Origin of the sequence: Cytobacillus sp. Bva_UNVM-123, from assembly GCF_046351715.2 — a bacterium.
Taxonomy (GTDB): Bacteria; Bacillota; Bacilli; order Bacillales; family Cytobacillaceae; genus Cytobacillus.
This window is the reverse complement of record NZ_CM177772.1, coordinates 3091742-3118254: the sequence shown is the minus strand read 5'-3', so window position 1 is coordinate 3118254 and position 26513 is coordinate 3091742. Positions and strand designations below refer to the sequence as shown.

Annotated in this window: 32 protein-coding genes; 12 read left to right on the top strand and 20 right to left on the bottom strand. The window is 30.4% G+C overall.

Features of this window, described 5'->3' with window-relative positions; genetic code table 11:
* From KDN24_RS16030 to KDN24_RS15935, 20 genes are all read right to left on the bottom strand, one after another.
* A complete protein-coding gene (locus KDN24_RS16030) occupies window positions 1-420 on the bottom strand; it encodes a hypothetical protein (protein WP_491348074.1) in 420 nt (139 codons plus the stop codon).
* A 15-nt stretch (window positions 421-435) separates the two neighbouring features.
* Window positions 436-870 carry a hypothetical protein gene (locus KDN24_RS16025; RefSeq protein ID WP_409971653.1) on the bottom strand — a complete coding sequence of 145 codons (435 nt, stop codon included), beginning with the start codon at window positions 868-870 and terminating at the stop codon, window positions 436-438.
* Window positions 871-952: 82 nt separating this feature from the next.
* Entirely contained in the window at window positions 953-1933 is a 981-nt protein-coding gene (locus KDN24_RS16020; RefSeq protein ID WP_409971654.1) for a YonB family capsid-like protein, read from the bottom strand.
* 48 nt (window positions 1934-1981) lie between these two features.
* A complete protein-coding gene (locus KDN24_RS16015) occupies window positions 1982-2422 on the bottom strand; it encodes a hypothetical protein (RefSeq protein ID WP_409971655.1) in 441 nt (146 codons plus the stop codon).
* A gap of 45 nt (window positions 2423-2467) precedes the next feature.
* Window positions 2468-3964: a DUF8531 domain-containing protein gene (locus KDN24_RS16010; protein ID WP_491348073.1), complete on the bottom strand. Its 1497-nt coding sequence runs from the start codon at window positions 3962-3964 to the stop codon at window positions 2468-2470.
* A 192-nt stretch (window positions 3965-4156) separates the two neighbouring features.
* Window positions 4157-5650: a hypothetical protein gene (locus KDN24_RS16005; protein WP_409971658.1), complete on the bottom strand. Its 1494-nt coding sequence runs from the start codon at window positions 5648-5650 to the stop codon at window positions 4157-4159.
* A gap of 48 nt (window positions 5651-5698) precedes the next feature.
* Window positions 5699-7489, bottom strand: a complete 1791-nt coding sequence (locus KDN24_RS16000; protein ID WP_409971659.1) for a hypothetical protein — start codon at window positions 7487-7489, stop codon at window positions 5699-5701.
* Window positions 7482-8411, bottom strand: a complete 930-nt coding sequence (locus tag KDN24_RS15995; protein WP_409971660.1) for a YonG family phage-derived protein — start codon at window positions 8409-8411, stop codon at window positions 7482-7484. The genes KDN24_RS16000 and KDN24_RS15995 overlap by 8 nt, the downstream gene beginning before the upstream one ends.
* 356 nt (window positions 8412-8767) lie before the next feature.
* Entirely contained in the window at window positions 8768-9028 is a 261-nt protein-coding gene (locus tag KDN24_RS15990) for a hypothetical protein (protein WP_409971661.1), read from the bottom strand.
* A 129-nt stretch (window positions 9029-9157) separates the two neighbouring features.
* Window positions 9158-9685, bottom strand: a complete 528-nt coding sequence (locus KDN24_RS15985) for an NUMOD4 domain-containing protein (RefSeq protein WP_409971662.1) — start codon at window positions 9683-9685, stop codon at window positions 9158-9160.
* A gap of 67 nt (window positions 9686-9752) precedes the next feature.
* Window positions 9753-11084 carry a hypothetical protein gene (locus KDN24_RS15980; protein WP_409971663.1) on the bottom strand — a complete coding sequence of 444 codons (1332 nt, stop codon included), beginning with the start codon at window positions 11082-11084 and terminating at the stop codon, window positions 9753-9755.
* An 11-nt stretch (window positions 11085-11095) separates the two neighbouring features.
* Window positions 11096-11302 carry a YonK family protein gene (locus KDN24_RS15975; protein WP_409971664.1) on the bottom strand — a complete coding sequence of 69 codons (207 nt, stop codon included), beginning with the start codon at window positions 11300-11302 and terminating at the stop codon, window positions 11096-11098.
* 66 nt (window positions 11303-11368) lie between these two features.
* The gene (locus KDN24_RS15970; RefSeq protein WP_409971665.1) at window positions 11369-12025 is read right to left on the bottom strand and encodes a PhoH family protein; all 657 of its coding nucleotides are present in this window, start codon (window positions 12023-12025) and stop codon (window positions 11369-11371) included.
* Between the two features lie 105 nt (window positions 12026-12130).
* A complete protein-coding gene (locus KDN24_RS15965; protein WP_409971666.1) occupies window positions 12131-12412 on the bottom strand; it encodes an HU family DNA-binding protein in 282 nt (93 codons plus the stop codon).
* A 62-nt stretch (window positions 12413-12474) separates the two neighbouring features.
* Complete coding sequence (locus tag KDN24_RS15960) at window positions 12475-12612, bottom strand: hypothetical protein (protein ID WP_409971667.1); 138 nt, start codon at window positions 12610-12612, stop codon at window positions 12475-12477.
* 179 nt (window positions 12613-12791) lie between these two features.
* Window positions 12792-15407: a hypothetical protein gene (locus KDN24_RS15955; protein WP_491348072.1), complete on the bottom strand. Its 2616-nt coding sequence runs from the start codon at window positions 15405-15407 to the stop codon at window positions 12792-12794.
* Between the two features lie 145 nt (window positions 15408-15552).
* Window positions 15553-15732, bottom strand: a complete 180-nt coding sequence (locus KDN24_RS15950; RefSeq protein WP_409971670.1) for a hypothetical protein — start codon at window positions 15730-15732, stop codon at window positions 15553-15555.
* A 163-nt stretch (window positions 15733-15895) separates the two neighbouring features.
* Window positions 15896-16099, bottom strand: a complete 204-nt coding sequence (locus KDN24_RS15945; RefSeq protein ID WP_409971671.1) for a helix-turn-helix transcriptional regulator — start codon at window positions 16097-16099, stop codon at window positions 15896-15898.
* Window positions 16100-16149: 50 nt separating this feature from the next.
* A complete protein-coding gene (locus tag KDN24_RS15940) occupies window positions 16150-16635 on the bottom strand; it encodes a nucleotide excision repair endonuclease (protein WP_409971672.1) in 486 nt (161 codons plus the stop codon).
* Window positions 16628-16852 (bottom strand): helix-turn-helix transcriptional regulator, encoded by a 225-nt coding sequence (locus tag KDN24_RS15935; protein ID WP_409971673.1) that lies wholly within the window; start codon window positions 16850-16852, stop codon window positions 16628-16630. The genes KDN24_RS15940 and KDN24_RS15935 overlap by 8 nt, the downstream gene beginning before the upstream one ends.
* Before the next feature lie 219 nt (window positions 16853-17071).
* Here KDN24_RS15935 and KDN24_RS15930 point away from each other — a divergent pair, with 219 nt between their 5' ends.
* The 12 genes from KDN24_RS15930 to KDN24_RS15875 all read left to right on the top strand — a co-directional run bounded on the left by KDN24_RS15930 (window position 17072) and on the right by KDN24_RS15875 (window position 26504).
* The gene (locus KDN24_RS15930) at window positions 17072-17356 is read left to right on the top strand and encodes a hypothetical protein (protein ID WP_409971674.1); all 285 of its coding nucleotides are present in this window, start codon (window positions 17072-17074) and stop codon (window positions 17354-17356) included.
* A 1-nt stretch (window position 17357) separates the two neighbouring features.
* Window positions 17358-18470, top strand: coding sequence for an FtsZ/tubulin family protein (locus KDN24_RS15925; protein ID WP_409971675.1), 1113 nt, complete (start codon window positions 17358-17360; stop codon window positions 18468-18470).
* A 312-nt stretch (window positions 18471-18782) separates the two neighbouring features.
* Entirely contained in the window at window positions 18783-20003 is a 1221-nt protein-coding gene (locus tag KDN24_RS15920; protein WP_409971676.1) for a ParB/RepB/Spo0J family partition protein, read from the top strand.
* 29 nt (window positions 20004-20032) lie between these two features.
* Window positions 20033-20605: a hypothetical protein gene (locus KDN24_RS15915; RefSeq protein WP_409971677.1), complete on the top strand. Its 573-nt coding sequence runs from the start codon at window positions 20033-20035 to the stop codon at window positions 20603-20605.
* A 38-nt stretch (window positions 20606-20643) separates the two neighbouring features.
* On the top strand, window positions 20644-20988 hold the full coding sequence (locus KDN24_RS15910; RefSeq protein ID WP_409971678.1) for a hypothetical protein: 345 nt from the start codon (window positions 20644-20646) through the stop codon (window positions 20986-20988).
* Between the two features lie 1211 nt (window positions 20989-22199).
* Window positions 22200-22391 carry a hypothetical protein gene (locus KDN24_RS15905; protein ID WP_409971679.1) on the top strand — a complete coding sequence of 64 codons (192 nt, stop codon included), beginning with the start codon at window positions 22200-22202 and terminating at the stop codon, window positions 22389-22391.
* A gap of 467 nt (window positions 22392-22858) precedes the next feature.
* Complete coding sequence (locus KDN24_RS15900; protein ID WP_409971680.1) at window positions 22859-23263, top strand: hypothetical protein; 405 nt, start codon at window positions 22859-22861, stop codon at window positions 23261-23263.
* 231 nt (window positions 23264-23494) lie between these two features.
* On the top strand, window positions 23495-23650 hold the full coding sequence (locus tag KDN24_RS15895; RefSeq protein WP_409971681.1) for a hypothetical protein: 156 nt from the start codon (window positions 23495-23497) through the stop codon (window positions 23648-23650).
* A gap of 133 nt (window positions 23651-23783) precedes the next feature.
* Window positions 23784-24059: a hypothetical protein gene (locus KDN24_RS15890; RefSeq protein WP_409971682.1), complete on the top strand. Its 276-nt coding sequence runs from the start codon at window positions 23784-23786 to the stop codon at window positions 24057-24059.
* A gap of 423 nt (window positions 24060-24482) precedes the next feature.
* Window positions 24483-25121 carry a hypothetical protein gene (locus KDN24_RS15885; RefSeq protein WP_409971683.1) on the top strand — a complete coding sequence of 213 codons (639 nt, stop codon included), beginning with the start codon at window positions 24483-24485 and terminating at the stop codon, window positions 25119-25121.
* 388 nt (window positions 25122-25509) lie between these two features.
* Window positions 25510-26034: a hypothetical protein gene (locus tag KDN24_RS15880; RefSeq protein WP_409971684.1), complete on the top strand. Its 525-nt coding sequence runs from the start codon at window positions 25510-25512 to the stop codon at window positions 26032-26034.
* Between the two features lie 62 nt (window positions 26035-26096).
* Window positions 26097-26504: a hypothetical protein gene (locus KDN24_RS15875; RefSeq protein ID WP_409971685.1), complete on the top strand. Its 408-nt coding sequence runs from the start codon at window positions 26097-26099 to the stop codon at window positions 26502-26504.
* Window positions 26505-26513: the final 9 nt, after the last annotated feature.

Sequence of the window (26513 nt, the reverse complement as noted above, 5' to 3'; positions counted from 1 at the left end):
TTAAATTCCTTGCCTGTAGTAGTATTCAATCATTAATAGGTTAGCTTCATCTTTGAATATCTTCCTTAAATCCTTTAATTCTTTTAATAGGTTAGCAGGGGAGAACTCTCGATAATCTTTTGATCCTAAGCGACTCTCAAGAAATTCGTCTCTCAATATTTTAGGCGACAAGTATTCAACGACCATTAAGGTTGCAAGTATTTCCTTTTCGATTTCAGATAGAATGAAATTAAATTGTAGTAGTATATCATCTCTATTAGATAAGTCTTTTACTGAATATGTGAATTTAGGGATTGCAGACTTTAAGAAGTCAAACATCACTTCATTGGCAAAGTTAAGTTCAAGTTCTAGCTTTTTTTGTAATTCGAAGTCTTCAACTTTTGATAGAAATAATTCATAAACATTATCATAAGTGGTCATAAATTCCACCTACTTCTACACAATTTCTTGGTCTATTTCTTCAAAAATTTCCACATTTAATACTTCTTTAATTACCTTTAATTTTGATTGAGGCAGATCAGCAGTTTTAGCTGCATGTGCAACTTTATCAATAGCATGTTTAGAATCAATTTTTTCTAATTCTGCTTTTAGTTTATTTACTGGTAACTTGAAGATTTTATCAATTTCATCATCTGTAATGGCATTCGGGCTTTTCTCCATATATCCCATCTTCTGCATTAACTCATCATTCTCTACTGATAAAATCCCATTCCTAATTAGCTTACTTACTGAATCAACATACAAAATATCATTTTCCGACATTAGTACAAACGACTTTGCACGAACTGTAATTTCACGATTAGCTTCATTCTCAAAACGAATTCCCACATTGAATCTATTATCATTTACAACTTTAATACTATTACTCATCAAATATCCTCCTTGTATTCATAGTATTCATAAGTAAAGCAGAGAAAGTGAAAGCGCTAACTCTGCTTTATTAATTTAATTTTTATAATGTAGTATCCTCATAAACACCGAGTAGCTTACGAACACCGACAGTACCGACTCCAACATATTGATCGAAACGGAATTCAACTTCTTTAGAGTTGATATTAACTGGTGCATCAGTAGTTTGAACTCCACCTTCAAATTGAACTTTAACTGGACGTAAAGACTCATCTCCGCTAGGAATTACATAAATTAAATCTTTACGTAGTATAGTATCTGTTAGAGAATTTGCTTGGAATGGATTGTTAAGTTTGACTAATTTCCCACTTAAATATGTACCGATCATTCCATTTTGATTATGTTCAATAGCTAATGCATCAGCAACTTTATCACTGAATCCAGCAACACCTGTGAACTTACTTAAAGCTTCAATATCGCCAACAACTGATGCAGAGCCACCTACACGTAACATTGCATGAAGGATTGGATCAAATGTGGCTTTTGCAATACCCGAACCCGGTGCATAGTTAGGAGTAGACATAGAAGAGAAAGCAGCGTAAATAGAATCTTGAATTCTTTTAACGATTGCAAGTTCCATTTGAGTAGTAGCTTTATGAGCAAGTTCTACTAAATTAACTTTACCTTGTTGTAAATCAAGGAAGTTCACTACTGGGCGAGCTGATACTTCTTCAGTATCAAGAGTTACGTATTTAGTGCTTACTTTTGAACGCTCAGTAGAAGCAGACTTTGCTTGAAACATAGCTTTAATTCCATCGACTTCAATTTTAAACTGTGCTTTTTCTTGGATACCAGTGCGTTTTACGTCTGCAAGTTGCTCAAGATAGTTCACTCGTTGCTGCAAACCATCATTAATTACATAAGACATAATTTGTGCGATTTCATATCGATTATTAGGATTTGGGTTAGATGCTAGTTCTTTAATAAATTCATGAGCATCTTTCAGTTCTTTTTTATCAACCTCATTATTAAGCATGTTTTTAGAAAATACCTCGACTATGCGAGAGTCTTTGTTAATAGCCATTTTTATATTCCTCCATTAATATAATGATAATTTAATATGTATTTAATATTAAATAACGAGTAAACGTAAAGTATCTACTCCATACTCATTTGATTTCTTATGAACAGTAAATTTATGTTTTGGTGTACGAGCACCTACAGCTTCGACATTCCCACCTACGCCTACAGCTACAACATCACCTTCGTTTAATGAACCGTTAAATTTAGTTGTTACATAGATCATTCCAGACTGTGGAGCACTCAAACGTAAATACTCATCTTTCTTAACTTTAAAGTCAATATCATCAATTCCATACTCTGGGATAGTTGTAATCTCATTTGCTACAAATAGAATATCACCATCTCCAGATGTAGCATCCGCTAATGAAGCTGTTTTAGCAGTATGATTCAAAGTCACCCATTGTCCATTCTCTACTCCATCTGCTTCAGCATTTTTAAAAGAACCAAGATACACATCATTATTTGTTGATAAAGCTACAAAACCTGCCATTATATAATTCCTCCTAGTTTGTATTTAACTTTTAACTTTTATTAATTATGAGCGTGGGGAAGTCCAGTAATCATGTTTATCTCTAGGTAGCAAATCATCTTGCTTACTTGCAACAATAGTTACTGCACCATCTTTAGTTGAAGAAACTTCAACTGTCTTTTCTTTTGCAACTTCACTTACTACAATTTCATTTAACTTTTGTGAATTTAATTCTTGAATTGCATTTTGAACTTCATCAGACTTGAAAGTTTCTTCCGAAAGTAACTTCTCATAACGAGAAGATAGCTCAGTTACTTTAGCTTTTTTTTCAGCAGTTTCTACTTGTTCTTTAAAAGGCTTTAAAGTTTCAACTTCTGAATTAAGTTCAGTAAATTTACCTTCCATTTCTGTTTTTGATTCTTCTTGTGAAACGATTGTTGAATTTAATTCTGTAATTTTAGATTCAAGTTCAACAATTTTGGCTTCTAATTCTACTACTTCCTGTGTTTTATTACCTTTCATTGTAGCCAATTCCTCCTTTACATTTGTTAGTTGATCATTTAAATTATTAATCTCTGTTTCTTTCTCAGAAATTAGAGTAGCAACTTCAACTCCTTCTGGAATGAATCCAAGAGATCCTTTTTGCCATTCGCTGTCAGGTGAAATCACTACTTGATCATTCACAATAGAATAGGGAATCTTATATAAAGTCTTCTCATCATACCAGTCTTCAACAACTGCATAATCCACATGCATATCTCTTATGTAATAGTTGTATGTCCGATTTCCACTTGTTGGATTAATGGGGTTTAAAAGATTATAAACTTGACTTCTAACTTCAGAAAACTTTAATGAGGAAGTTTCTAATTTTCCATGATACCTAACTTCATAACCTTTATTAAAAATTTCAGTCTCAGGCACTTTTTTCTCTCCTTCCGTATCACCTTTTAAATTTTGCAAATCAAATTTAGCAGCCATTGCAATTTCTTTTTGAGAAACACTAATTACACCTGCATCATTGTCTGCTGGTAATATAGCACTTCCCAAGAGGCAGTTCCCGATATATGTATAATCAGTTGCATACCTATATTCTTGTGTAGGGTTAGCACCATAGCTATAAATTTCAACTTCAACGGAACTTTCTGCGTTATTTGAATTGAATAGTTTTTCTACACATGCAATAATTTCAGGGTATTTATAATTCCATAAATCAGCTTTGGCATACAATGCTTTACCCGTTGTTTCTGAATCAATTTTAAATTCATCAATATAAGAATCTTTTATTGTACCGATTGCTATGGTTTCCAAACCAATAATATTTCCATTTGAATCTAAAATAGGTTCATGATCACCTAAGTCATCTTTAAGTGGATAATATTTTGCAACTACAGGTTTATTTAATAAAGTATCTTTATATTTTTCAACATACTCTTCCTTAAAATCTAGACCATTGCCATTTGTAATATCTATTTTGTGAATGAGCATTGTTACTTCTTTTGTCACATTATTTATACTTGAAATTTCAATAATAGAAGATTTTATTGACTGTATTTCTTTCTCCATCAATTCACCTCCTTTCAAGTTTATGTACATTAATTTAATTCCTCTTTAAAATGCATTTTTCGCATTTACATTGCTGATCGTGTTGAATTTTTTTAGCTCCCAATTCTATAAAAGAATACTTTGAATTTAATTCAGTTTTATTGATTTTAAAATTTGGAGAATAACCTTTCATTTGAATATCAACTCCTATCTTCAATCGGAAGGGGAGGGGTTATTATTTCCGCCATTACCTTTAGATTTAATTGTATTTTGATTTGTTGGATTTTCTTCGTTTGGACGACCATTTTTACCAGACTGTGTATAAGCATTTGCAGGAGGTGAAAGTATCTCACCTGTTTTGAGGAACTTTTTCTCATAAGAAGCCTGTGAAATAACATTTTCATAAGGTAGCCCAGTTAATGATTCTATCCAAAATTTCGAAATTCCAGTTTGCATATACAATTCCTTTAATTTATCAATATGTGCGTCCTTATCTAGCATCGTAGTTTTTGAAAATACGAACTCACATGATATATTACTAGGAAGAATTCTCTTAATATATCTATTAATTAATGATTCGAATTTTTCTAATAGGGTAAAAATGTACCTAAAGAACTTTTGACTGTTTAAAGTGGCTGAACTAAAGTTGCCACTTTCACCACCACCCCAGATTACTGCTGGACTAATGCCTAGATTACTATAAATGTCATTATCTATTTTTTGGTAAAGTTCTTTTTTAAACATTTCAGTATTTACATCTAAAGTCTTCAAAGACAAGAAGTGGGGAAGAGCTATCGTTCCTGTTCCAGAAGATTCAACACTTCCTCTTTGATTGATACCTTCTTTTTTCTGCATTAGACTGCTTACTTCTTTAAAATACGCTTGGATGATTTCTTTAGGAACAGGTTTTTCACCAGCTTTATCAAGATGTCCAGCAGCTAAAATTAATACCTGCTTTATCAATCTATCTGCTACCGATCTCTCAACTCGACTAATCATTTCTTTTTGCAATAGGGAAGACCAAGCACCCATTGTCAATGGTAATCCATATGGAAAATTTCGATGGGCATCAGTATTTACTACATCACAATCTTTTAGTTCAACATATCGATAATCTTCTCCCTTATTTTTGAATAAATTAAATTTAGCAATTGTTACTTCTTCAGGGAGTGATTCAATTATTGCGGTTTTTTCTTGTGTACTTTTTAATGTATCTATTGATTTCAAATCAAATTCAACAACCCATTTGCCATTACGTTGTTTATTAATTCTCAAATCATCTAAATCTAAGAATTGTACATATTTATCTTTTCTTAAGCAAGCAACCACTGTTCCCATTTCGCCAACTTCATAAAGACCATCCCTGATCATATTTTTAAGATCAATTTCTTTTAAAAAGTCATGTACTTTTTTTTCATATTTTTTAAGTTTTTTATCATCATCAATAACTGACCATGACAACACATAATCTAATGTAGGGAGTGACTTTAAAGCTCGAAGGACTTCTTTTATTATTCCATGTTTATTTGTCAAATACTTTGATGCTTTTTGAATATCTTTAATGTTTGCGTATGGATTTTTCAAGTATCTATATAAATCTGATAATTTGATGTCTGTTAGTGATGCACCAGATCCATACTGAGTAATAAAATCGGTCATATTCGCTAATTCTATCCATTCATCTGCGTAAAAATTTGTTTCAGACACAATGTTACCTCCTTCCTCTTTATTAATTTAATTATTGTGTTTGTGTTTTTAAAAACCAGATTGCATAAAGAAAAGGTAATCATCAATATTTTCACTGTCGGAGCTTTCTTTTTCTAAAAACATCGATATGTAATATAGCGCATAGACCAATGCAGAGTATCTATCCTTGTCAATTTTTCTAACAACTTGTTCAACTGTTATATTATTGGTAGTTTTTTTTAAGCGTAAATTAGAAACTTCATCAATTAACCTTTGAGTTTGTGCACAAGCAAGTTCAACTTGAAGATCATCGATGTCTTTAGGTAATTTTTCTTTTACATGTTGGAATGAATTGAGGAATTTCAATCTTTCTGATTCAATATAGTCCATGAAAGTCCTTATGATATCTCCATTAATCCCTTGAGCTGTTAAGTCATACACTAATTCAGGAGCATCATAAGTCTCACTTTCTTGACTAGTGTTGATAGTTGCAAAGCATCCTAATTCCTCATTGGTTTCTGGATCAGTAACTTCTTCTAACAATCTATCAATCAATCCCTTACCAATTACGTTTCCATCAACTACTATAGCTTTTACTCTTGATTTCATTAGATTCAAATTTCCACCATACTGATAAAATAATTTTTTAACTATTATGCTTTGTTGAGTAAAATTCAATCCATTAGGAGGTGTTACAATGTTTACAACTTGAATTTGACGTATAACTCCTTCTTTATTTCTAATTATTTTCAATACAATAATTACTGTTTTATTATTACTTTCTGAACTAGACCGAGCAACGTCAATTCCAAAAACATATTCATGTAGTAGAAAATTTCCCTTTTTATCTTTAGGACATTCTAATTCTGGATTCAATAGTGTTCTAGCTTTTAGCATCTGATTTATGTTAATTAATGCACCGTCAGACGCTCCAACCCAACGTGATTCATAGTTCATTGCAAAAGAAATTGATGAAGTCGTAGGATCATTTTTCTTGGCTAATATTTGATTCTTTGTTTCACCTCTACCAAAGTGACAGGGGAGTTCCCAACTTGCACCTAACACCATTTTTCCTTCTAGATTTGCCATTTCATCAACCATATTAATTAGCCTTAAATATTCATCCGATCCTCTATATCCAGAAGTGGTTAAGAAATTAATCATACCGTTTAATTCGAATGGATTAATTGTACTTAGTTTTCCAATAGTTCTTCTAGGTACGTTGACTACAGGTTCTAAAGCATCTTTGAATAATTCATTATTCAGCAATGCAGATTCTTCGACGTTGAGCCTTCTACGCCTTTGCCCTTTACTACTTTGAGAGTTTGCTAAGACTGAATATGTGCCACCTGAAGTAAAAATTACTTCTACACTGTCTTTAGTAAAGCTTGTTTTTGTGATTTCATTTTTGATTAATGGAAACCATTTGATGATCTCCATATGTTTCTCTTCACTGATAGAGGCAGCATTTTCACGAGTTTGGGCAGACATTGCTATAGTTATGTCAGGAAACCAAATACAAGTATGGTATATACTCATTATTTCTAACATGGTTTTACCAAATCCACGAGGGAAGACACCATACGTACTTACAAATCTACTCATACATCGAAGAAATACTCGTTGATCTAAGTCTAGCCTCATGCCGCCTTTTTCTGGCTTTATTAAGTCATACCAGAGGTCAGGAAACCATCTAGCCCATTGAACAAATTCTATCCATTTTTCTAAATTTTCATCAATTGAATCTTGTTTTGAATCAAGATTGACATTACTATTGAAAGCAGGATTATGGTTTGATGTTCTTGAACTTGATTTAGTATGTTTAAAATTGTCATCTTGAAAATGTTTAAAACTAGACATTTTCGTCACTCTCTTCTACAGTGAGAAGATTGTCTAATTCCTGTTTTTCATATTCTTCTCGCCTTTTTTCATAAAACTCCCAAATATCCTTATAATCGACTTCTGGTAATCCTTTCAAATCTCTTATGTAGTTTATATATAACCACAAAACTACATCTACTTTGTCTTTGGGTTGCTGAGTGAATTTAGGTAACAATGAAATTAGCTCATGTTTTTCTTCAACAACTCTTGAGAGTTGACCGAACCCATCAAGTCCAGCAGATAGATCAGCTTTACTCATTTGGGAAGGTTTTAATTTTCCAGCTTCGGCAGATTCTTTAGCCATTGCAGCCCATTCTTTAGCTTCTTTGAAATTCCCCTTGGTTTTAGCAAGAGTTTCTTTTACTTTGTTAACGCAATATTCCCTAAGATACTCTTCATGCATAGTAGTAACTAATTGAAAACTTGGCTTCAATTGTTGAAATTTTTTTTCAAATAGTAAATACTCATTATCTGGATATCCGTGACCGTATTTTTCTTTTAAATCTTCAAGAACATTTAAATCAACCATTTCATTTATACCCAACAGAGAAGTTTCTTCTTCATCGATTGTTTCACTGCGAGTAAAAACACTGTCTTCCCATCCTCTACCTTCAAATTGAGGGAGTGAATTTGCCATAGTTATAAATCTAGCAAATGTATCAGTCTTACTATTCTCTGCTCTTTTCCAATATTCAATATCGAACATAATATCGAATTGTTTAAGAATACTGTAAATAGTATCCATATTGTTATAATCAACTTTTGAGCGAAGACACACTTTACAAATTGGAATTTTCCCTAACGTTTTATATAAATCACTATTAGAATTATAAAAACCAGATTCTTTATCCTTATTCTTTGTACACTCTAAGCAAGTAAGCTTTTCTTTTTTATTAGCCAATCATCTCACCTTCCTAAATAAAAACAAAAAATCCTTAGAAAACGCCCGTTAGCCGCATTTAGACTAACAGCTAACAGACGCTTGTAAGGATTTCTCATAAAAACAGTATTTTACTTGAATCATCACTTGTTAAGGTGTGAGAATCTATATTAATTTATTTCACATTAAAGTTCTATCGCTAATGTTGAAGCATTTTCCCATCCACATATTCCATTTAGAATAATGCCAATTTCCCTCATCATCTTTGTAGACAGTGTTATATTTCATTGGAAAAAGTTGTTTGATATAGTACATTTTTATCACCTCATTCATATTATTTATTTAATTGATATTTTAGTCTTCACAATAAGCAACTTCTATTTCTCTTTGATTAATTCTTGATTTGCCTTAATATTTTCTTTGAGTAACTCCACACAACCAATTTTAGAACCGACATCAAAACCATCTTGAAATAACTCTTCTCCAAAATATTCAAGTGCATCATTCACTAAATCACTTAGAGATGTAAATAGTTGTTCAGGTGATTTTGAATTAACGATATCGTCAAAGTATGAATTAATCAGCTCACATTTCTTACAAACTTGGTCTTCATGATTGAATTTAATTAAGTTATTCATATATTCTCCTTGTTAATAAATATTTATATGTATTTATTTTTTATTTTAAATTATATATAATATATAGCGTCCAAGCTAGTAGGGGAGTACTCAAACAATTGGAAACGTTTATTTGCGCCCACAAAGCCTTCATTGCACAACTCTTTTCCATGTTCTACCTTGATTTATGAACTCTACCGCCTTGATTGATACCTTCATATCTCTCGAAATATCTACAAGTCTATCCTTATTAGCTGTTCTTTTCTTTATTTCAATAACCTGAGAGTTCGTCATGGTTGAATTTGGGTGTTTCTCACCGCTATGGTTTAAACCATTATCATAGGAGTGGATTGAATTGTCTCTAGATGAAACCCATTCTAAATTAATTACTCTGTTATCATTCTTCTTCCCATTGATATGATTAACTTCAGGAAGACCTTTCGGGTTTTTTAGAAACGCTTCTGCGACAATTCTATGGACTCTAAATGTTTTCCCTTGTAATCCGACTTTTTTATACTTATTTTCTTTTGTATAAGTATTTAGGTAACTTTCTTTTATAGTTCTAAGTCCACCATTTAAATTATTTCTAACTTTTCTTTCTAGTGACTTCATTCTTCCTAGATTGCTTACGATATAGATTCCTTCATATCCCACAACATCTTTCCAAATTTCTTTCACTATTTTATCCCACCCTTAAAGTTAGGGTAGAGGGAGCATACCCCTCCATGCGTTACCCAATATTAATTTAATTAATATAAGTTAGTTCATCTTCAGTTACAGTAGTATTAATCATTAGTTCTAATCCTTTATCTTTATCCCACACGAACGATTGTGCCTTTTTAATTGCTCCAACGTATCCTGACTCATAATGCCAATTATCCGTACCACTTGGGGAAGATAGATACCTTACAATTATTCCATTTTCTTCTTTTACAGCTTGTTCACTGTGGAAGTGACCTGCGTGTATTTCAGCATATAAAGTCTCTCCCCAGTCTTTCCTTGCTTCAACTGGCATAATCTTTCCTAGACGCTTCTTCTCTTTATCACCGTGACTAAATCCAATTAAACATTTTCCGAAGCGTCTATATTTTCTTGATAATGGATCATTGTCTATGGTCACACTTTCATCATTTCTATACCAAGCTTCTAACACCTCTGACATTGTGTAACTTGTCAGACGGTCATGGTTTGCTCCAACTTGAATTGTTTCGACAGGTGCAATTTGTTTCAGTAAGTCAATTCCTTGAATTAACATCCTTTTACCTTGCTTATACATACTCGCAAATCTTGTACTGACATCTTGAGGAGTTCCATTTGTAGTTGTTTTCGTTAATCCATCAACATTAAAGAAATCATGAGACCAAATGAATAGTATTTTTTCAAATTTTAAATGCTCAGTTTGATTAACTACAGTATTAAGTATGTGAAAAAATGCTTTTTCAGCTAACTCATGATCGTACTCGCCATCTATGTACCCTAATTTATTTAAATGTAAATCTGAAACATTTACCTCAAGTAATTTTCCATTGCTAGAAAATTTAATTGGCTTTAGGATAGGGGCTTCATAGTTTTCCATTAAATCTCTAATAGCATCTTTTATATCATCTATTGAGAACTCTTTTATTTTAGGTTTAACTGTTACTCTACTAGAATATAATGATTGAATACCGTCTTGCTTACTATAAACATTCCAAATGTTATTCTTAGCATTTACTAGTTCCCAAGTATTCTTATTAAATCCATGTGCTTCAAGTAAATAATCTACATTTTTCGATTGTTCAGCAGTCATTCTAACCAGTTTGTCAGATCTATGAGAACCATCTGATAAAATCTCAGTTGTTTCTTTATACGTAACTTTTTCTTCACTGTTCAATTGTTCAATTTCTTCGTTTTCAAGCAATAACTTCCAACCTGAAGCGTACTTACGCAGTGATTCCGCAGAATGTTGAAAATCAAACATTTCTTTAACATCTAGCCAATCCATTGAATGCTCTTTGTTAAGTTTTGCAACAGAAATTCTTACTAATTGTCTAAATTTAGTTTCACCTTGTAATCTATTAAAATTAAATTCCGACACTAGACAACCCCCTATTCATCACCAGAAGGTAAGTGCTCTGAAACTTCAACAAAAGTGATATCTACTCGCTTGTCGTTACCTGCAAATTTTGCTAACTCTGTCATCAAGTCAAATTCTCTTTCTTCTTCACCATTCTTTTTCGGCATTTCAGTAAATGTCATATGTTCCAAATCAATAATTACATTAGTGTATTTTCTATTTAAAGTATCTTTAGCCACCTAAGATTTCCTCCTTAAATTCCCTTTTTAATTTAATTATGGTTTAATTCGAAGCAACTCAAATTTTTACCAAGTTAATTCATCTGCATGTTGAGCAAGCTTTCCTCTAAAGTTAACTTTTAAATTACATACTTTTGCATAAGGTTCGTTATTAAAGTGTTCTAAGTAAGGGACAAAACCACTTTTTGATGTATCTTTTAAGTCTATTTGTCCATCGTGTCCAATCATTACAACCTTTACATCATTATGTATCCTTGTTAAAACCTTTTTTAACTCTCCACGAGTGAAATTTTGAGTTTCATCAATAATCACTAATTTGTTACCTTTGATATTTGTTCCTCTTGCGAATGTATGAGACATAGCTTTAACCCAAGCATTGCCATTCTTTACATTATCGATATTGTCCTCATAAACTAGTACTTTATCTGGATCTTCATTAATTTCTAATAAGGCATCTTTTAGCGGAACTATATACTTAGCCTCTTTTTCTTCTACAGAACCTGGAGTATATCCTAACGTGCGCTCCTCAACAGGGGAGAATATGTAAACTAAATCTCTTTCTAGAAATCTTGCAGCCATTACAGCTAGGGTTGTTTTACCAGTGCCAGCTTTAGCATTTACGATTGTTAATTGATTATCAATAATTGAATCGATATACTCTTTCTGTTCATTAGTTAGCTTTGATGCATATCCAAAGAACAGATTATTTTTCGGGAGTGGCATATGATTTCCTCCAATACCTAATCGGTAAATTTTAATTACAAATAGAAAAGAGTAGGGGAGATAACCCTACTCTATATACCTTTTTCGTGTATGATATTTATTTAATTATTGATTAACTAATTTTCTAAATGCCTTGGATGGTTTGAAAGCAGGAACTTTGCTTGCAGCGATTTGAATTTCTTCACCTGTTTGTGGGTTGCGACCTTTACGAGCAGCGCGCTCACGTACTTCAAAGTTACCATGATCCTTCAATTGAAGTTTACCGTGTTCTTTCGTCAATGTTTGAATAGCTTCAAGAACAATATCCACAACTTGAATTGCACTTTTCCTATCTAAGCTTAATTCCTCTTTTACCTTCGAAACTAAATCAGTTTTATATGCTGTCATTAAAAAAATCCTCCTCTTAATCCTTTTTTATCTAGCTGTTAAAACAGCTATTTTATATCAGTTTAATTATCATTTAAAATATATTTTTTAGACCTACTGTATAATAAACCATCATTGCCGATGAATTTAAACTTCTTCATTTGTTCATCAATCATTTCATTTGATATGTATTCTTGTTTGTTCTGTACATCTTTTTCCATTGGGTCATTTTATCCTCCTTGTTCCATTGTTGAATGTGAGGGAAGATATTGACCATTAAAACTTGTACTTTAGCTTTTTCTTCCTTTGTAGACTATTATTAAAAAAGTCTTAAAAAGCTTGATATATTAATGTTTCAAAGAGTTTAGTTTGTTTCTTATTTTAGTAGAATGTTATCATATCAATGGTTTGGGATGTTTGATTTTTCTCGCATTTTCTTAAATTTGTATTTTCTATCTGCAATTCTATCACGTTCTTTTTTTATTTTTTCTGCACAGTTTTCACAATATTTTTTTGTGTTATATTCCTCAATCCTTACTCCACAACATTCACATTGCATTGAGCCTTCAAGATTCTCTTTTAAATTAGCCAAAAGAACATCTCCATACGTCCACCAAAGAGTATCTTTGAAACTACTATTGATTCTCCCGTATAAATGTTCAACAAGAATATTTACTATTCTATTTTCATCACTATGGACTTTTAATAATTCTTCTCTAATATGCTTATATATGTACATTTTATTATTCGATCTAATTTTATCTAGGTTTTTTATCAGCCATTTTTTACTCCTATCTAATTCGACATATTTATTAATAACCTCATTATCTACTCGAATTACTTTTTCACTCATTAGCATTTGATAGTCAAGTGTTCCTGCAATTTCTTCAAATCTAATTCTTTTATTAGGTATGATTTTCCTCAATCTATTCACTGTACTATTATTGATAGACTCAACATTCTTTTTTTCTTTATCCTTGGCTTCGATAAAGAAGTAGGGGACTTTGCTTTTTATGTACCCCTTGATAATTTCATTTACCCATTGAGGACGAGTAGGCATATATAACGTCTTAGCAAAATCAATAATGTAATTGTTTTCAGCAGTTAGCCATTTAACAACCCTTAAGTCAATGTTTTCAGTGTTGAAAACCTTTGTTATATTATTACTAATCTCGCCAATATTGGCTTTAAAAGCGAGAAGAAGACTATCGTATATTCTTTTATCTGTTACCTGTTCTGCATTTGATGTTCCCATTTCATAATACAAGGGAACAATACCTTCCATGTTTCTTTCGGCAATTTTGACAAATGGCTCATCTTGTATAACTAACGCCTTATCTCCGTCATTATCAAATTGCAGTATTCTCGAAATAGGATCGAATATACTTGTATAAATTCCGTTAGTGATAAACCATTTACTTTTATCTTTAGAAAGTATATTTTGTCTCACGCAATGTTCTTTAAATAGGTGCGGGCTTCTTAATATGTCAACCTTTTCCTCTTTGTAGATATTACAATATACTTCTCCGTTATTTAAAAGTCCTGTTGGTTTCTCTTTGTTTAAAAATAGTCTCTCACAAAATGCATACAAATCTGGGATTAAATATATGTATTTACCATTAATTCTAAGTTTAGCAGCTCTGGCATCACGTACCATCGACTTTTTCTTGTCTTTAATAATTTTCTTAGAATGTTCATCATTCAAAAGTTCAGGATATATGTATAAGGCTTCTTGATAATAATTTTTTCTTGTATTTTCTTTGGTAGCACCTAGAATTCTAAGCATGGTTTCTTTATCTGATCCAACTTTTAAGATATCATCAACTGTTGGTTGAGCTAAGTGTTTCAGTTCTTTATTAGTAATATCAGTTAGTGTCTGTAACATTTGATAATTAAGATTAGCATTAGCTCCAACATCTTCCTCATTCAACTTTACAGCTTGACACTTGTTTTCTTTGAATCTTTTCTTATAGTCGCCCCAATTAGCATAGTATTTTTTCATTTTGAATTGAGAAGCTGTAAAAATTACATGAATATCATCTTTGATGATATCCCATTCATTCCCGTATATATCCGTTACTTTGGTATTTCCATTTTCTTTTGCAAACTGATCAAAAGGGAAGGGGACGAGTAATCCTTTTACATAAGGCAATCGCACCATAAAAGCCTTTTTGGACTTTTTGGGAAGTATCATTCCGCAACCGTCAGTATGTTCAATAGGAACGCTCATTTCTTGACGTTTAATTTCATAAGTATGACGATTTATGTAATCAAACATAGATGTTACTTTTGTTTCTAGATCTGGTACAACAATAGTCTTATCAATATTAAAATCAGTCCACTTAACAGACGCAGAAGCGGTGAGTGCTTTATAAGCTAAAAGTTTGTTTACATTACAACCTCCTTTCGCATTTATCTCATCAATATCTAACCCACATGTTAGAGCACCTTTATGCTTATTCCAAAGACTCTCTTTAATCCAGACTCCCTTTTTTGTCCTTATTTGTCCAGCACTCGAAGAGAAGTAGATGTACTTTTCACCTTTATATATAAATCCATTTGAAATTAACTCTTCCAAAATCTGATAATAATAAACACGAACAACTATAATGTCTGTTGAAGTAGAATTAATTTTCATTCCTAATGTTCTAGTGAGGGCAGAGTCAAACATTCCAATTTTCTTGTTGATTTGCAGTGCTTCTTCTCTCAAATATCTTGAACCTTTATGTTTATTAAGTGTATACACAAGTTCTATTTTTAATTTATTTATAGATTTATTAACTCTTTGAACTCCTTTTACTAAACTAATCTTTCTATCTGTCAGAAGCTTTTTATTCTCTAAATCAATGTCATTAGCTTTTAATTCATGTTCAATTCTTTTTAGTTTATCATTGATTTTTATTTTAAGAATACGATTCTTTGACAGTTTATTATGTATTTTCATTTCCGAGTTAGTATAAAATGCCTCAGTTCCAATGCTAAATATATAAACTTGCTTATCTAAGCCTTTCTTCAATAATAATTCCTCCTAATATCAATTTAATTCATTTATTCATTGTCAACTCTTATAAAAAATCTTCTTATACATTCAACTAGACTATTAGTATTCAATTTAGTGTTGTGCAGTTTATTTATTATCATTACAACAGAATAATATGCATTTAACCGTTATATTCATTTCTCATTTTCATAATGAGTTTATTATATGTATTTATTTTGAGTTTATTTTTCCATTGAAAATCCTGATACAGTTCCAATTCATCTTCATCAGCTAAATCCGAAATTACGAGTAATTCAAGATAAGCCAAAACCTCCTCTACTCTGAATTCAACTTTTTTCATTTTTTCACCTCCTTATAATTATTAGTTTAATTAATTTAAAGCTATATTTATTATATCGACAAACATTCTAAAAGATTAATAGATTGTTTATATAAATAACTATATTAGTTTAATTAATTTAAATCAAGTATTTTTTAATCGTTGATGTTTTCAAAAGATAGGATTACTCTGTTTCTTCTATATATGTAAATAAATCATCAACCTTACAATCTAATAAGTTTGCAATTTTAAATGACATCTCTAATGTTGGTGTAGCTCTACCGTTTACCCATGCATTTAAAGTTTGCTTAGTGACACCTAGCTTTTTACAAAGATCTTGCTGCTTTATATTTAATTCGGCTAATCTTACCTTGAGTCTTGGTTTCAACAAATAGTTTATCCCTCCGAACCTTAATGTACTCTTTTGATAATTTTAATTTAATTTATTTTTGTGTGAATTCTACATTTAGTCGTTCCTTGAACTACATTACACTTACACTGCTCTCCTTGCATAGTCATTGCGACACATCTGTTTTTATTTTTACTGTTTCTTAATTTATTTTGTTTATTGGGATATCTCGGTAGTTGATAATACTTTGACTTATATAAAATACATTTTTGTTTATTATATAATGGTTTCATTTTATTGATCATATAAGTTTCATATATTTCACGTTTCAAAGGGCAGTTCTCAAAAAATACTTTTGCGTAGTCAATTAAATAATTAAATCTACTTGTATTATTATCTTTAGACCCTCCAGAAAAATGAGTTTGTAATCTTTGCTTTAATTCGGATGCTTTACCAATGTACAATAATTTATCATCATTACTATAGAAACAATAAACACCGCTGTCACTAGGCGATAACATATTTATATTTTCGCAAGTTATGGTAATACAATCAGGTATTTCTATCTTAATCATTTTCTTCAAACATCTCCTCAACTCTCAAATTTAATAACTTCTGTAATCTTAATACATATATAACACTTGGGGTTGACTTTGCACATCCAGCATTATCATTTTTACACCAATTTGATAGCTGAGATGGCGTAGCACCAATTTTTTCAGCTACCCATTTCAATCTCAATCCTTTTTCATCTAATATGTTTCCTAAATTTGATTTGACTTTATTCTTCAAAATAATCCAACCTTCATCTATGTAATATTCACCTCCTAATTATATCCTTCATTATTAATTATACCAAAGAATTTTAAAAAAGAACACATAAAATTATAAAATTTTATAATATAACTTGTAATATTTTATAATTACGATATATAATGTTACCGAGATAGTTAAATATTCTTAAGTATCATTAAATATCAACAAAGATACTTGAATATAAAGGAGGTAACTATGGAGAACTATTTTGAAGAAATTGTAGCAAGCTTATCAGTAGAAGATTTAAAAATTCTTAGTGCTTTAAACGACAACGAAGCAGAAGTTAAATTCAAGGCAATAAAAAAGAGCAGTTTATGTGAGATAAGTAAGCTTTCGATTGCAAATTTCCGTAAATCGCTTTATAGGTTAGAAATTGCTAAATTCATAGAAATCGCAACTGGTCAAAAAGATCACAAAGTTTACATCACTAACTATGGTATTAAAGCTTTGTTTAGTTCAATTTCTAAGGAGGTAATTTAATATGTTTGGAGTAGTTGGTATTGGTCAAGCAGGAGGAAATATAGCTGAGGAATTTGCTAAGTTAAATTATCCAACAATTGCAATTAACTTTTCAAAAAGTGATTTAGATTCATTAACACATGTGAAAAATAAATTTCAACTTCTTGGTAGTGAAGGAGTAGGTAAACAAAGAAACTTAGCAATGAGTCAAATGCAAACTAATTGGGAAGCCTCTATTGAACATATAGTTCAAAATTTCTCGCAGCCTTCAATAGAAATTATTTTAATTGTATTTTCGACTGCTGGTGGAACAGGGAGTGGAATTGCACCTTTTATTACTGAAGTTTTAAAAGGCAGAATGGAAAATAAGGTATTTGTAGCTTGTCCAATATTACCAGACTATAACGAAGTAATAGGAAGTCAATTAAACAATCAAGAAGCAACAGAAGAGTTGTCAGAGATAGATATTTGCGTAATTCCACTGGATAATCAATCACAAGTTAAACAATTTAATAAGATCCCCAAAAATAAGCAATATGAGAAAATAAATATTACATTTACATCTCTTATTGATTTGATCAATTCGTATACTGAGAAAAGCTCAAAGAATGGCGTTATTGATAAAAGGGATGTATTACAATTATTCAAAACAAGTGGAGTAATGCATATTTCTGAAGCTAATATTACGGGTATATCAAATTTTAAATTACAAAGAGAACAATTTAAAAATATCATTCATACGTCATGGGATAATTCGATTTTTGCTCCAATTCAATACGAAAAGATAATAAGAGCTGGAATCATTTTTGATGGTGATGAAAAACTTATGGAATATTTACAGTATGATTTGCTATTTGAGAAATTTGCTCATCCACCATTAGAGCTATTTGAGGGTTATTATCACGAAGGGAAGGGTAGCGTAATTATTATCCTAAGTGGATTAGATTGGATGTATGATAGAGTGAAGGAAGTAGACAATATTATTGAAAAGCATAAAGAATTACTAAATAGCACTGAAAGCAGGGTTTATAAATCTAAAAATACAAGCAAAACAGCATTATTAGATTCAGTAACTAAAAAGCCAGAAACAAGAAATAGATCAGTTTCTGAAATCTTTGATAAATATGCTCGTTGAAAAATGATAGCTTTAAGTAAGCAATTAATTTGAATTCATTATGAGGAGAAGACTACTTAAATATGAGTAGTCTTTTTAATAAATTAATATAATACATTATTAGAAATATATTATTATCAATGGTTTGAGTTACACAAAGAATAACTTTGATAAAAACTAAAATGCCGTATTATCTGTGATAAATTGGTTAAGAGAAATAAAACTGGAAGCATATTGGGTATGATCTGTTAAAACTAATTAAACTAAACTATTGACTATTAGTTTTAAATGTTTTATTCTTATATTAACCAAATATGAAAGGAGAATATAAATATGCAATACATATCAATAAATGATTTAGTCCCTCATCCACGAAATAGTGAGTTCTTTGATGATATTACTGGTGATAAATGGGAGGATTTCAAAAAGTCGGTTGTGAGGAGAGGAGTTGTAGAAGGAGTAGTAATTACTCAAGATTTGATAATTGTATCAGGTCATCAAAGAGTAAGAGCATGTAAGGAGCTAGGGATATTAGAAATACCTTGTAGAGTGACACACTATCCTGAAAATGATCCACAAACAGGTAATCCAAAAGAGGATATGATTCTTGAGGATTTAATTAGCACAAATATTCTTCAACGTGGAATAGGGAATGTTAACCCGATGAAAATGGCGAGATGTATAGTTGAGTTAGAAAGAATTTATGGAATTAGACAAGGGAGCGCATATAAAAAACCTGAGTCAGATAATATTACTCAGCTAAAAACACAATCCGATTTTGCGAAAGAGTTAGGGATAAGTAAGCAACAGTTACACGAGTATAAAAAACTAAACGAACTTATCCCTGAATTTCAAGAACTAGTTGAAGAAGGTAAGCTTAAAGCTACAACAGCATATAAAATTTGGGCTAAACTTCCACAAGAAGAACAGGAAAAATTTTTAAGTGAAGTTGGTAAAGAACGAATTTCACAAATGACGCAAAAACAAACTGATGAGTACATAAAGCTTCAACAAAAAGTAGAAAATTTAAGTTTCCAACTTGAACAAGAAAAAAATAAGCCATCAAAAATTGAAACTAAAGTTGTTGAAACTGTTAAGGAGGTGATACCCGATCATATTAAAACCAAATTAAATGAATACGATAAGTTTAAAAGTGAAGCAGAAAGCAGTAAAAGACAAATAGAGCAATTGAATAACGCATTAAGAGCATCATTACAAGAAAAAGTAAAAATAGAAAAAAAATTAAATGAATTAAATTCATATGATAACAAAGAGAAACGTAAAATTGAAGAATTGAAGTTAAAAGAAGAACAATTAAAACATCAAGCACATATAAGTATTTTTGACTTACAGATTAAGATACATAATTTCATTAATGAAGCTAGTCCAAGTGTATTCTTACAGGGTGCAGTGGCTTCTAGTAGCTTTAAGTTAAAAGATGATCTACTTGATTCAGTGATAGCGTTAGAAGAGTTTACAAAGTCACTTAGAGATATTTTAGATTCAAAGATTGAAGTGAAACAAAGTAATATTATTGATGCAGAAATTCTATAAAAATTAAAAATAAAAGGAGATTGATAAATATGAGTAATGTTAAATTAATGGAAATGGCGAAACAAATGAAAACTCAAGGTGATGTTCTGTATGAAAGTGTAAAATACGTAGAAGAAGTTGCACGAGAAGTTAGGAAAACAAGGGATGAGGTAATGAAAGTTGGTTCATTTTTAATTGATTTCTATAATGAATACCGTGAACATGATGCATTAACAATGGGACAGGTTAAAGAATTAAAAGAAGCACAGCATGAAGTTACTTCTGCTATTACTAAAATTTTATGTCCTAGATTACCGGAGAGTAGAAAACGAGGATCAGAATATTTAATTGAGTGGGTAAAAGTGAATAGAGGTTTATGGTCAATATTTAAGAGAAATGTAAACGGAGTGAGTGTTCCTTATGATAGAACACCAAAAGTTAAATTTGAGCAAGCTCTAAAATACATAAAATGTTTAACTGTTGCTGATTACTTAGCATATAGGGATGAGAGATGGGGAGACATTAAAGAATTTCATTTTGAGCAGCCATTAGATAATGAGAAAATAACAATTGAAAAGGTTATTGGGAATACAAAGCCAAAGTTAACATTGATTGAAGGATAAGCATTAACTAAATATGTATATAAAAGGAGATTAATAATATGAATCATAAAACATGCTTTGAAAATACATTAGATAGATATGTGCCAACGTTTACCTTTAATTTTAAAGGAGATGGAAGAAATTCACTTGGTTTCAGAAAGATTGATGAACTAACAGATGACTATGTAGTATTGAGTGATTCAATTTCAACACTTAGACTATATTTTAATACGTTGAAAAGTGGCAATATTTTAATTAACAATGTTGAAATCACAGTATTCTATTATCCTGAGTACCCAAATCACAGATTTATTCCAATTGATAAGTTTGAAAACAGGAAGTATTTGATTGAGTTGCTAGAAGAAAATAAGAGTGATGATCTGCTAATGATGGGGTTTAAGTAAAGTAATTAAATTAATAAAATATATTTGTAACAATTTTAAAATGGTGGTCTTATACAGGCTGCCTTTTTTATTTTGGATTAATAAATATCCCCTCCTTATGTGCTAAATTTTGAAAAGGAGAATATTCGGATAAAAATAGTAAATTAATGGTTAAAATTAGATGAAAAATGTGTTATCGTGAGTAGATAATTTTAATGTAGTGTTTATAAATTGTGGAAGTAAAAGTGGAATAGAGCTTGGTATCAGTAAGATTCGGAGTGATTAATGACAAATATATAGAATTTTATGATGTAACGATAGAGCATTATCGTCAAGTTGCTCAGGATTGAATTAGAGAGTGAGTAGAAAGGTAGGTATGGTAAGGGTTTGGAGGTGATTTAGACAGGTAAAATTGCTCGTTAGAGTGGTTAGTAGTGCCTGTGTATCGTTCAAGGCCTTATGGGACAAGGGATTAAGTATTAAAATACAGTGAATTTATGGATTATTCGCAGACATTGGGGAAAATAAGAAAATGAGAAGTCAATAGTATCAACGGTTGTATCGTTGTCTTACGATAGCATTTACGATGACATTGACTTAAAAAACATATATTTATGGTAAAAATTAGGTGATAATCTTTTATCGTTCGTAAAATTTGGTAAGGTGTGAAAGTACATGTGCTTACCTTTATTTACCATATTTTAGGGGGTTAATATATGTTAAATATCCCCCCTATACCCTTAAAGTGTCCCTAGAAGAATCATTCTAGGTCATTTCTATCCATTAAATACCAACAAAATTTATAATGTAGCAAATAATACAATATTACAGATATTCACTTAAAATTTTAAAAAAATAAACAAAATCCACAAAGTACACTATAGTATATTTTTGTGCGTTAAAATCGACAAATAACATGCTGAAAATGACCAAAGTATTATTTTAGTCAATCAGTCAATATTTAATCAGTCAATTTATTCAATTCATCATCTAATAACTCAATCATTCATCTATCCTTATCAAATAGTATTCATACCACCACAATATAGTTTCAATAACTACATCTATCCATATATTTAACACTACCAACCTATTAATAATCAATAATTATAAAATAATTAAACTAAATAACTATACTAAATCTACTAAATATGTTATAATAGAATCATAGACAAAGGAGGTGAACAATAGATAAAAGGAAATAGTTTACATAGAAGGGAGGTCAAGCGAGTGTGGATTTAGTAAAAATAATGAGTATAGTCGGAATTGCGACAGCTATTGCAATCCTTACCGTTCATATCCTAACAGCTATAGAAAAGTATCTAATCATCATAGAAAGAATCAAAGGGATGAGACATAAGGATAAGCAAAAAGAAAAACCTTCTCCAAGTCGTAGCAGGACTAGAAGAAGGCACAAACGATAAGACTATACCATAATCCAAAGCTTGAAAGGGAAGCTTATATAGTTCCTTTTCAAGTGATATTATATACCACACTCGAAACAATATGCAAATATTAAAAAAATACTCTAATTTATTATTCTTTGTCTTTGTAGTCTGTTATATCATTACACGACTCACATCTGACAACACTTCTACCTTGACCATTACAGCAGATATACTACTAGCTATATCAACGATTACCACAATTATAGTTATGGTACTCAGTCGAAAAGACAATGACAGATAGTTAGATCATTTCTGACTATCTGTACCATACTTTTTTATTATTCTACAGTTATAGCAACCATTATTTATTAGTGGATGTTATAACATACAAAATATAAAATAATTAAACTAATACTGTACATAAATAGTTATTCATGTTATAATAAGTGTAACGAATCAATCAAATAGCACATATCCGCTAAGGATAAAAGGGGATAATAAAAATGAATGAACTAAAATTCGCATTAGAGTGTGGAATAAAACTAGAAGTAAAAATTCTTTCAAATGACATGGTTCAAGTATCTTGGAATGAGGGCAAATGTATAGAAATTATTACTATTGATGAAGCTAATCAACTAGGTTTAATCGAGAATGAGGGGAATGATTATACTTTTCTAATCTCAAATTTACCTCCTAAAGCTCACACTAAACACAAAATTAGATTAATAAACTTCTTAGATAAGCATGATATAGGAAGAGTATATGAATGTATGCTATGTATTGGAAATGATGACATAATTGGCACAGTCACAGGAACAAAGGGATCAGTACTCTTACGGCAATATCTGACAATAAGTAGCACTGGAAAAGAGTTTTTTAGAATGAAAGTTACCAAATACAATAAATAACCTCAAAGGAGAATAAAATGCTAACATCCTATATCAATCAACTACCATTGACCATTCAAAACTCAATCAAAGCCGATTTACACACTTCACTAACACAACTTAACCTAACACCTATAGAACTGTCTGAAGAACTAGACAACGCTCTAAACAGTCGTTTATCTGACCTATCAGACACAATTAATATTAACAAATATATAAATTAATTAAATTAAACAAGTGGGGTAGTTCGGAATGAAAAACCATCTTAATCAATCACTTGTAAAAGTTACTTTTAATTCATCTATCGGCTCACATATACAATTCTTTCCGTTTGGAGAATACGAAGCAATCAAAGATTATGCTAATTATTATAACGTATCAGTTGATAAAGTTGAGTTTACATGCTAATGAAGTCAATCATATTTCGCTTTATCTCCAGTAACTCATATACAATTCTACTCATTGTATTATCCATCATAATGACAATACTAATTAAACTAAGATTCGCAAATCTATAATAACTCTTAAGGAGACCTATAAAATGAAACTAATTCAAATTATCTTATTTACATCAATCATTATCCTGTCAGCTTGTAGCACGCAACCTAAGACCATTACTGACACATTAACACTTGTCTCGATAGACAATGAAGGCTATCATTTCCAGTCCAATACAGACGACACTGGAGCATTTATAACATTAACTGAAGCTAACAATTATCATATTTCATCTCTAAATATAAACGAAACAATCACAATGACATTCGATTCACATGGAGATATTATTTCTGTTAATAATGAGGAGGTAGTACAATGATCATTCTAACAAAGCGAGCTAAAATAAACTTAAAGAAATTACCTTTCGTCAATTTGAGAAAAAGAGAGATTCTATAATCAATTTTCAACCAGTCAATTAAGGCTGGTCTTTTCCCATTTCTAACAGATTGAACTATAAATAATTTACAAAGGAATGATTGAATAATGAACAAAGGTAAATATTTCTTTTGCTACTCAAAAGTGTTACATAAGTTTATACATATTAATTATAAGATACCTTACGTATGTACAGCTAAGAACGAAAAGGATGATAGGAAATTTTGGCTATATGAACAATCCGAACATCTTGGGGAAGCACTAACAGAATATAATAGATTGTTTAAAGGAATTGAATCAAATTGATAGTTTAATAGTGAAATGTTGTGAAATTTATAATTAGTGAAATAGGAGAGATTAAATAAATATGGAAAATAAGAAAAAGTTAATTATTCAAATACCAGATGAAATAATAAGAAATGAATATTTTAAAATGGATTCGAACACCTTCGCAGTATACGCATATCTAAAATTTCTACACTTTCGCAATTATAATAATAGTGAAATGAAAATTGATCATAATAAATTTAAACATAAATTACTTATATCTGATAACCGCACATTTAAAAAATGTCTATCTAATTTACATAAAAATCAAATTATCCTTGAATGCGTGACTAAATTTCCTACAAAGGGAAGCTTGTCATTTACTTTCGATCCAATTCCTTTTGAAGTTAAAACATTTACACAGCTTCCAGCAACTGTATTGAATAGGATGGAGCATATCGGGACAATAGGATTAAGACTACTATTCTATTATGAATCATTTATTAATAGGAAAGATGATGTTATGAGTCAATTTGCTTTTCCTTCTATTGAAACAACATCCAAAACATTAGGATTAAGTAAAGATACAATTATAGATTATAATGAGTTATTAAAAAGAAATAAATTAATTAAAATAAGAAGACAAAAATTGGAATGTAATGGCGAATATGATAATTTAGATAATCCGTTATTCACAAAATATAATAATCACTATTATGTAAAAACTGAAAACTTATAAAACTACACAGAAATTTTTCATCGAAACGGACAATTTACTTGTTCGTTTTAAATACTGATTATTATATGATTCTTAATGATTATTAATTATTATATAACTTATATATACATACGGTTTAATGCTGCATTAAATCGAATCTACCTTTGCATTTTTTCTTTCTAGGGTTGCATAATTTCGACCTACCCTTGCATAAAATCGACTTAGGAGGAAATGGCTTTAAATCAACGTTTTTAATACAGGCATATTCATAATAAATTGTCTCTTTTATAAACTGAAAAATATATAAAATAATTAAACTAATACTTGTATTTTTTTTAAGGGTAATGTATAATGTAATTAAGGATAAGGAATACATAAATTTTCCCACTAGGGACTTGGAGGAATAAAGATGATTTATGTTAACTTTAAAAAATATTTCAATGTCTCTAATGATGATTTAGTCAGTGAAGTAAAGAAAATGATTACACAAAAAAATGTCGAAGTGTCAGTAAATGATTATGATAGCAAAGTGATTTTTCATTTTGAATATAAAGCTGGATGTGCTCCAGCAAAGTTCCAATCATACGATCAAACTAATTATTTACTCGAAATGGTTAATACTGAAAAAGGATACATAGTCAGTTCATTAACACAGCTTGATGGCGATAAAATTATTAAAACAACAAACAATTTTTTGACAAATCAAATTGACAAAAAAGAAAAGGGAGAACGCATAAAGGAATTCGATAAACAAAAAAGAAACGAACAATTAGAAATCTTAATTTGTAACTTTGTTGAAAGTAATGAGTTAATAGAAAAGGTTTATAATTTTATTGATAAATATAGCAAAGTGAATGATAAGTTAATGGAACTAGCTTACAACAAAGAAGAATTTGAAAAAGCATTAAGTTATTATTTATTAGTAATAGAATAATTAAGAGGGGAAGAAATTCCCCTCTAGAATACATAAACTTAAAGTGATTAGGAGGGAATCAAATGTCTTATAAGATTCAATTAGAAGGTAAGAAAATTAATGAAGTTATGAAAGTAGGCAATATAATCAGAATAGACCATAAAGGATTTTCTCTCTCAAGTGTAATAGAGTTAAACGATTGGAAATATGAAGTACAATCAAGCCATGATAATGGGGAAGTTACAATATACTATATTAAACTTATAGCAAAAAGAGAATTAATTGAATACAATGGTAAAAGGTTTGTAACGAAAAACTCCTATGAGCTAGGAATTGAGAACGCAATGTTCGATGATGAAAGGAATAGATTTATACCATTTTGGTATATTTACGACAAAGGAACAAATGAGATATTAGATGAAGATGGTGGAGAAGGAGCAAGAAATAACCTTAAAAGAAAATGTGATATAATAAATTCAAAATTTAGCTAAATTCAATAA

Coding starts and splice junctions, on each gene's coding strand:
- KDN24_RS16030 (WP_491348074.1), bottom strand. CDS start 420: ATGACCACTTATGATAATGTTTATGAATTATTTCTATCAAAAGTTGAA.
- KDN24_RS16025 (WP_409971653.1), bottom strand. CDS start 870: ATGAGTAATAGTATTAAAGTTGTAAATGATAATAGATTCAATGTGGGA.
- KDN24_RS16020 (WP_409971654.1), bottom strand. CDS start 1,933: ATGGCTATTAACAAAGACTCTCGCATAGTCGAGGTATTTTCTAAAAAC.
- KDN24_RS16015 (WP_409971655.1), bottom strand. CDS start 2,422: ATGGCAGGTTTTGTAGCTTTATCAACAAATAATGATGTGTATCTTGGT.
- KDN24_RS16010 (WP_491348073.1), bottom strand. CDS start 3,964: ATGGAGAAAGAAATACAGTCAATAAAATCTTCTATTATTGAAATTTCA.
- KDN24_RS16000 (WP_409971659.1), bottom strand. CDS start 7,489: ATGTCTAGTTTTAAACATTTTCAAGATGACAATTTTAAACATACTAAA.
- KDN24_RS15990 (WP_409971661.1), bottom strand. CDS start 9,028: ATGAATAACTTAATTAAATTCAATCATGAAGACCAAGTTTGTAAGAAA.
- KDN24_RS15970 (WP_409971665.1), bottom strand. CDS start 12,025: ATGCCACTCCCGAAAAATAATCTGTTCTTTGGATATGCATCAAAGCTA.
- KDN24_RS15965 (WP_409971666.1), bottom strand. CDS start 12,412: ATGACAGCATATAAAACTGATTTAGTTTCGAAGGTAAAAGAGGAATTA.
- KDN24_RS15960 (WP_409971667.1), bottom strand. CDS start 12,612: ATGGAAAAAGATGTACAGAACAAACAAGAATACATATCAAATGAAATG.
- KDN24_RS15950 (WP_409971670.1), bottom strand. CDS start 15,732: ATGAAAAAAGTTGAATTCAGAGTAGAGGAGGTTTTGGCTTATCTTGAA.
- KDN24_RS15940 (WP_409971672.1), bottom strand. CDS start 16,635: ATGATTAAGATAGAAATACCTGATTGTATTACCATAACTTGCGAAAAT.
- KDN24_RS15930 (WP_409971674.1), top strand. CDS start 17,072: ATGGAGAACTATTTTGAAGAAATTGTAGCAAGCTTATCAGTAGAAGAT.
- KDN24_RS15925 (WP_409971675.1), top strand. CDS start 17,358: ATGTTTGGAGTAGTTGGTATTGGTCAAGCAGGAGGAAATATAGCTGAG.
- KDN24_RS15920 (WP_409971676.1), top strand. CDS start 18,783: ATGCAATACATATCAATAAATGATTTAGTCCCTCATCCACGAAATAGT.
- KDN24_RS15915 (WP_409971677.1), top strand. CDS start 20,033: ATGAGTAATGTTAAATTAATGGAAATGGCGAAACAAATGAAAACTCAA.
- KDN24_RS15910 (WP_409971678.1), top strand. CDS start 20,644: ATGAATCATAAAACATGCTTTGAAAATACATTAGATAGATATGTGCCA.
- KDN24_RS15900 (WP_409971680.1), top strand. CDS start 22,859: ATGAATGAACTAAAATTCGCATTAGAGTGTGGAATAAAACTAGAAGTA.
- KDN24_RS15895 (WP_409971681.1), top strand. CDS start 23,495: ATGAAAAACCATCTTAATCAATCACTTGTAAAAGTTACTTTTAATTCA.
- KDN24_RS15890 (WP_409971682.1), top strand. CDS start 23,784: ATGAAACTAATTCAAATTATCTTATTTACATCAATCATTATCCTGTCA.
- KDN24_RS15885 (WP_409971683.1), top strand. CDS start 24,483: ATGGAAAATAAGAAAAAGTTAATTATTCAAATACCAGATGAAATAATA.
- KDN24_RS15880 (WP_409971684.1), top strand. CDS start 25,510: ATGATTTATGTTAACTTTAAAAAATATTTCAATGTCTCTAATGATGAT.
- KDN24_RS15875 (WP_409971685.1), top strand. CDS start 26,097: ATGTCTTATAAGATTCAATTAGAAGGTAAGAAAATTAATGAAGTTATG.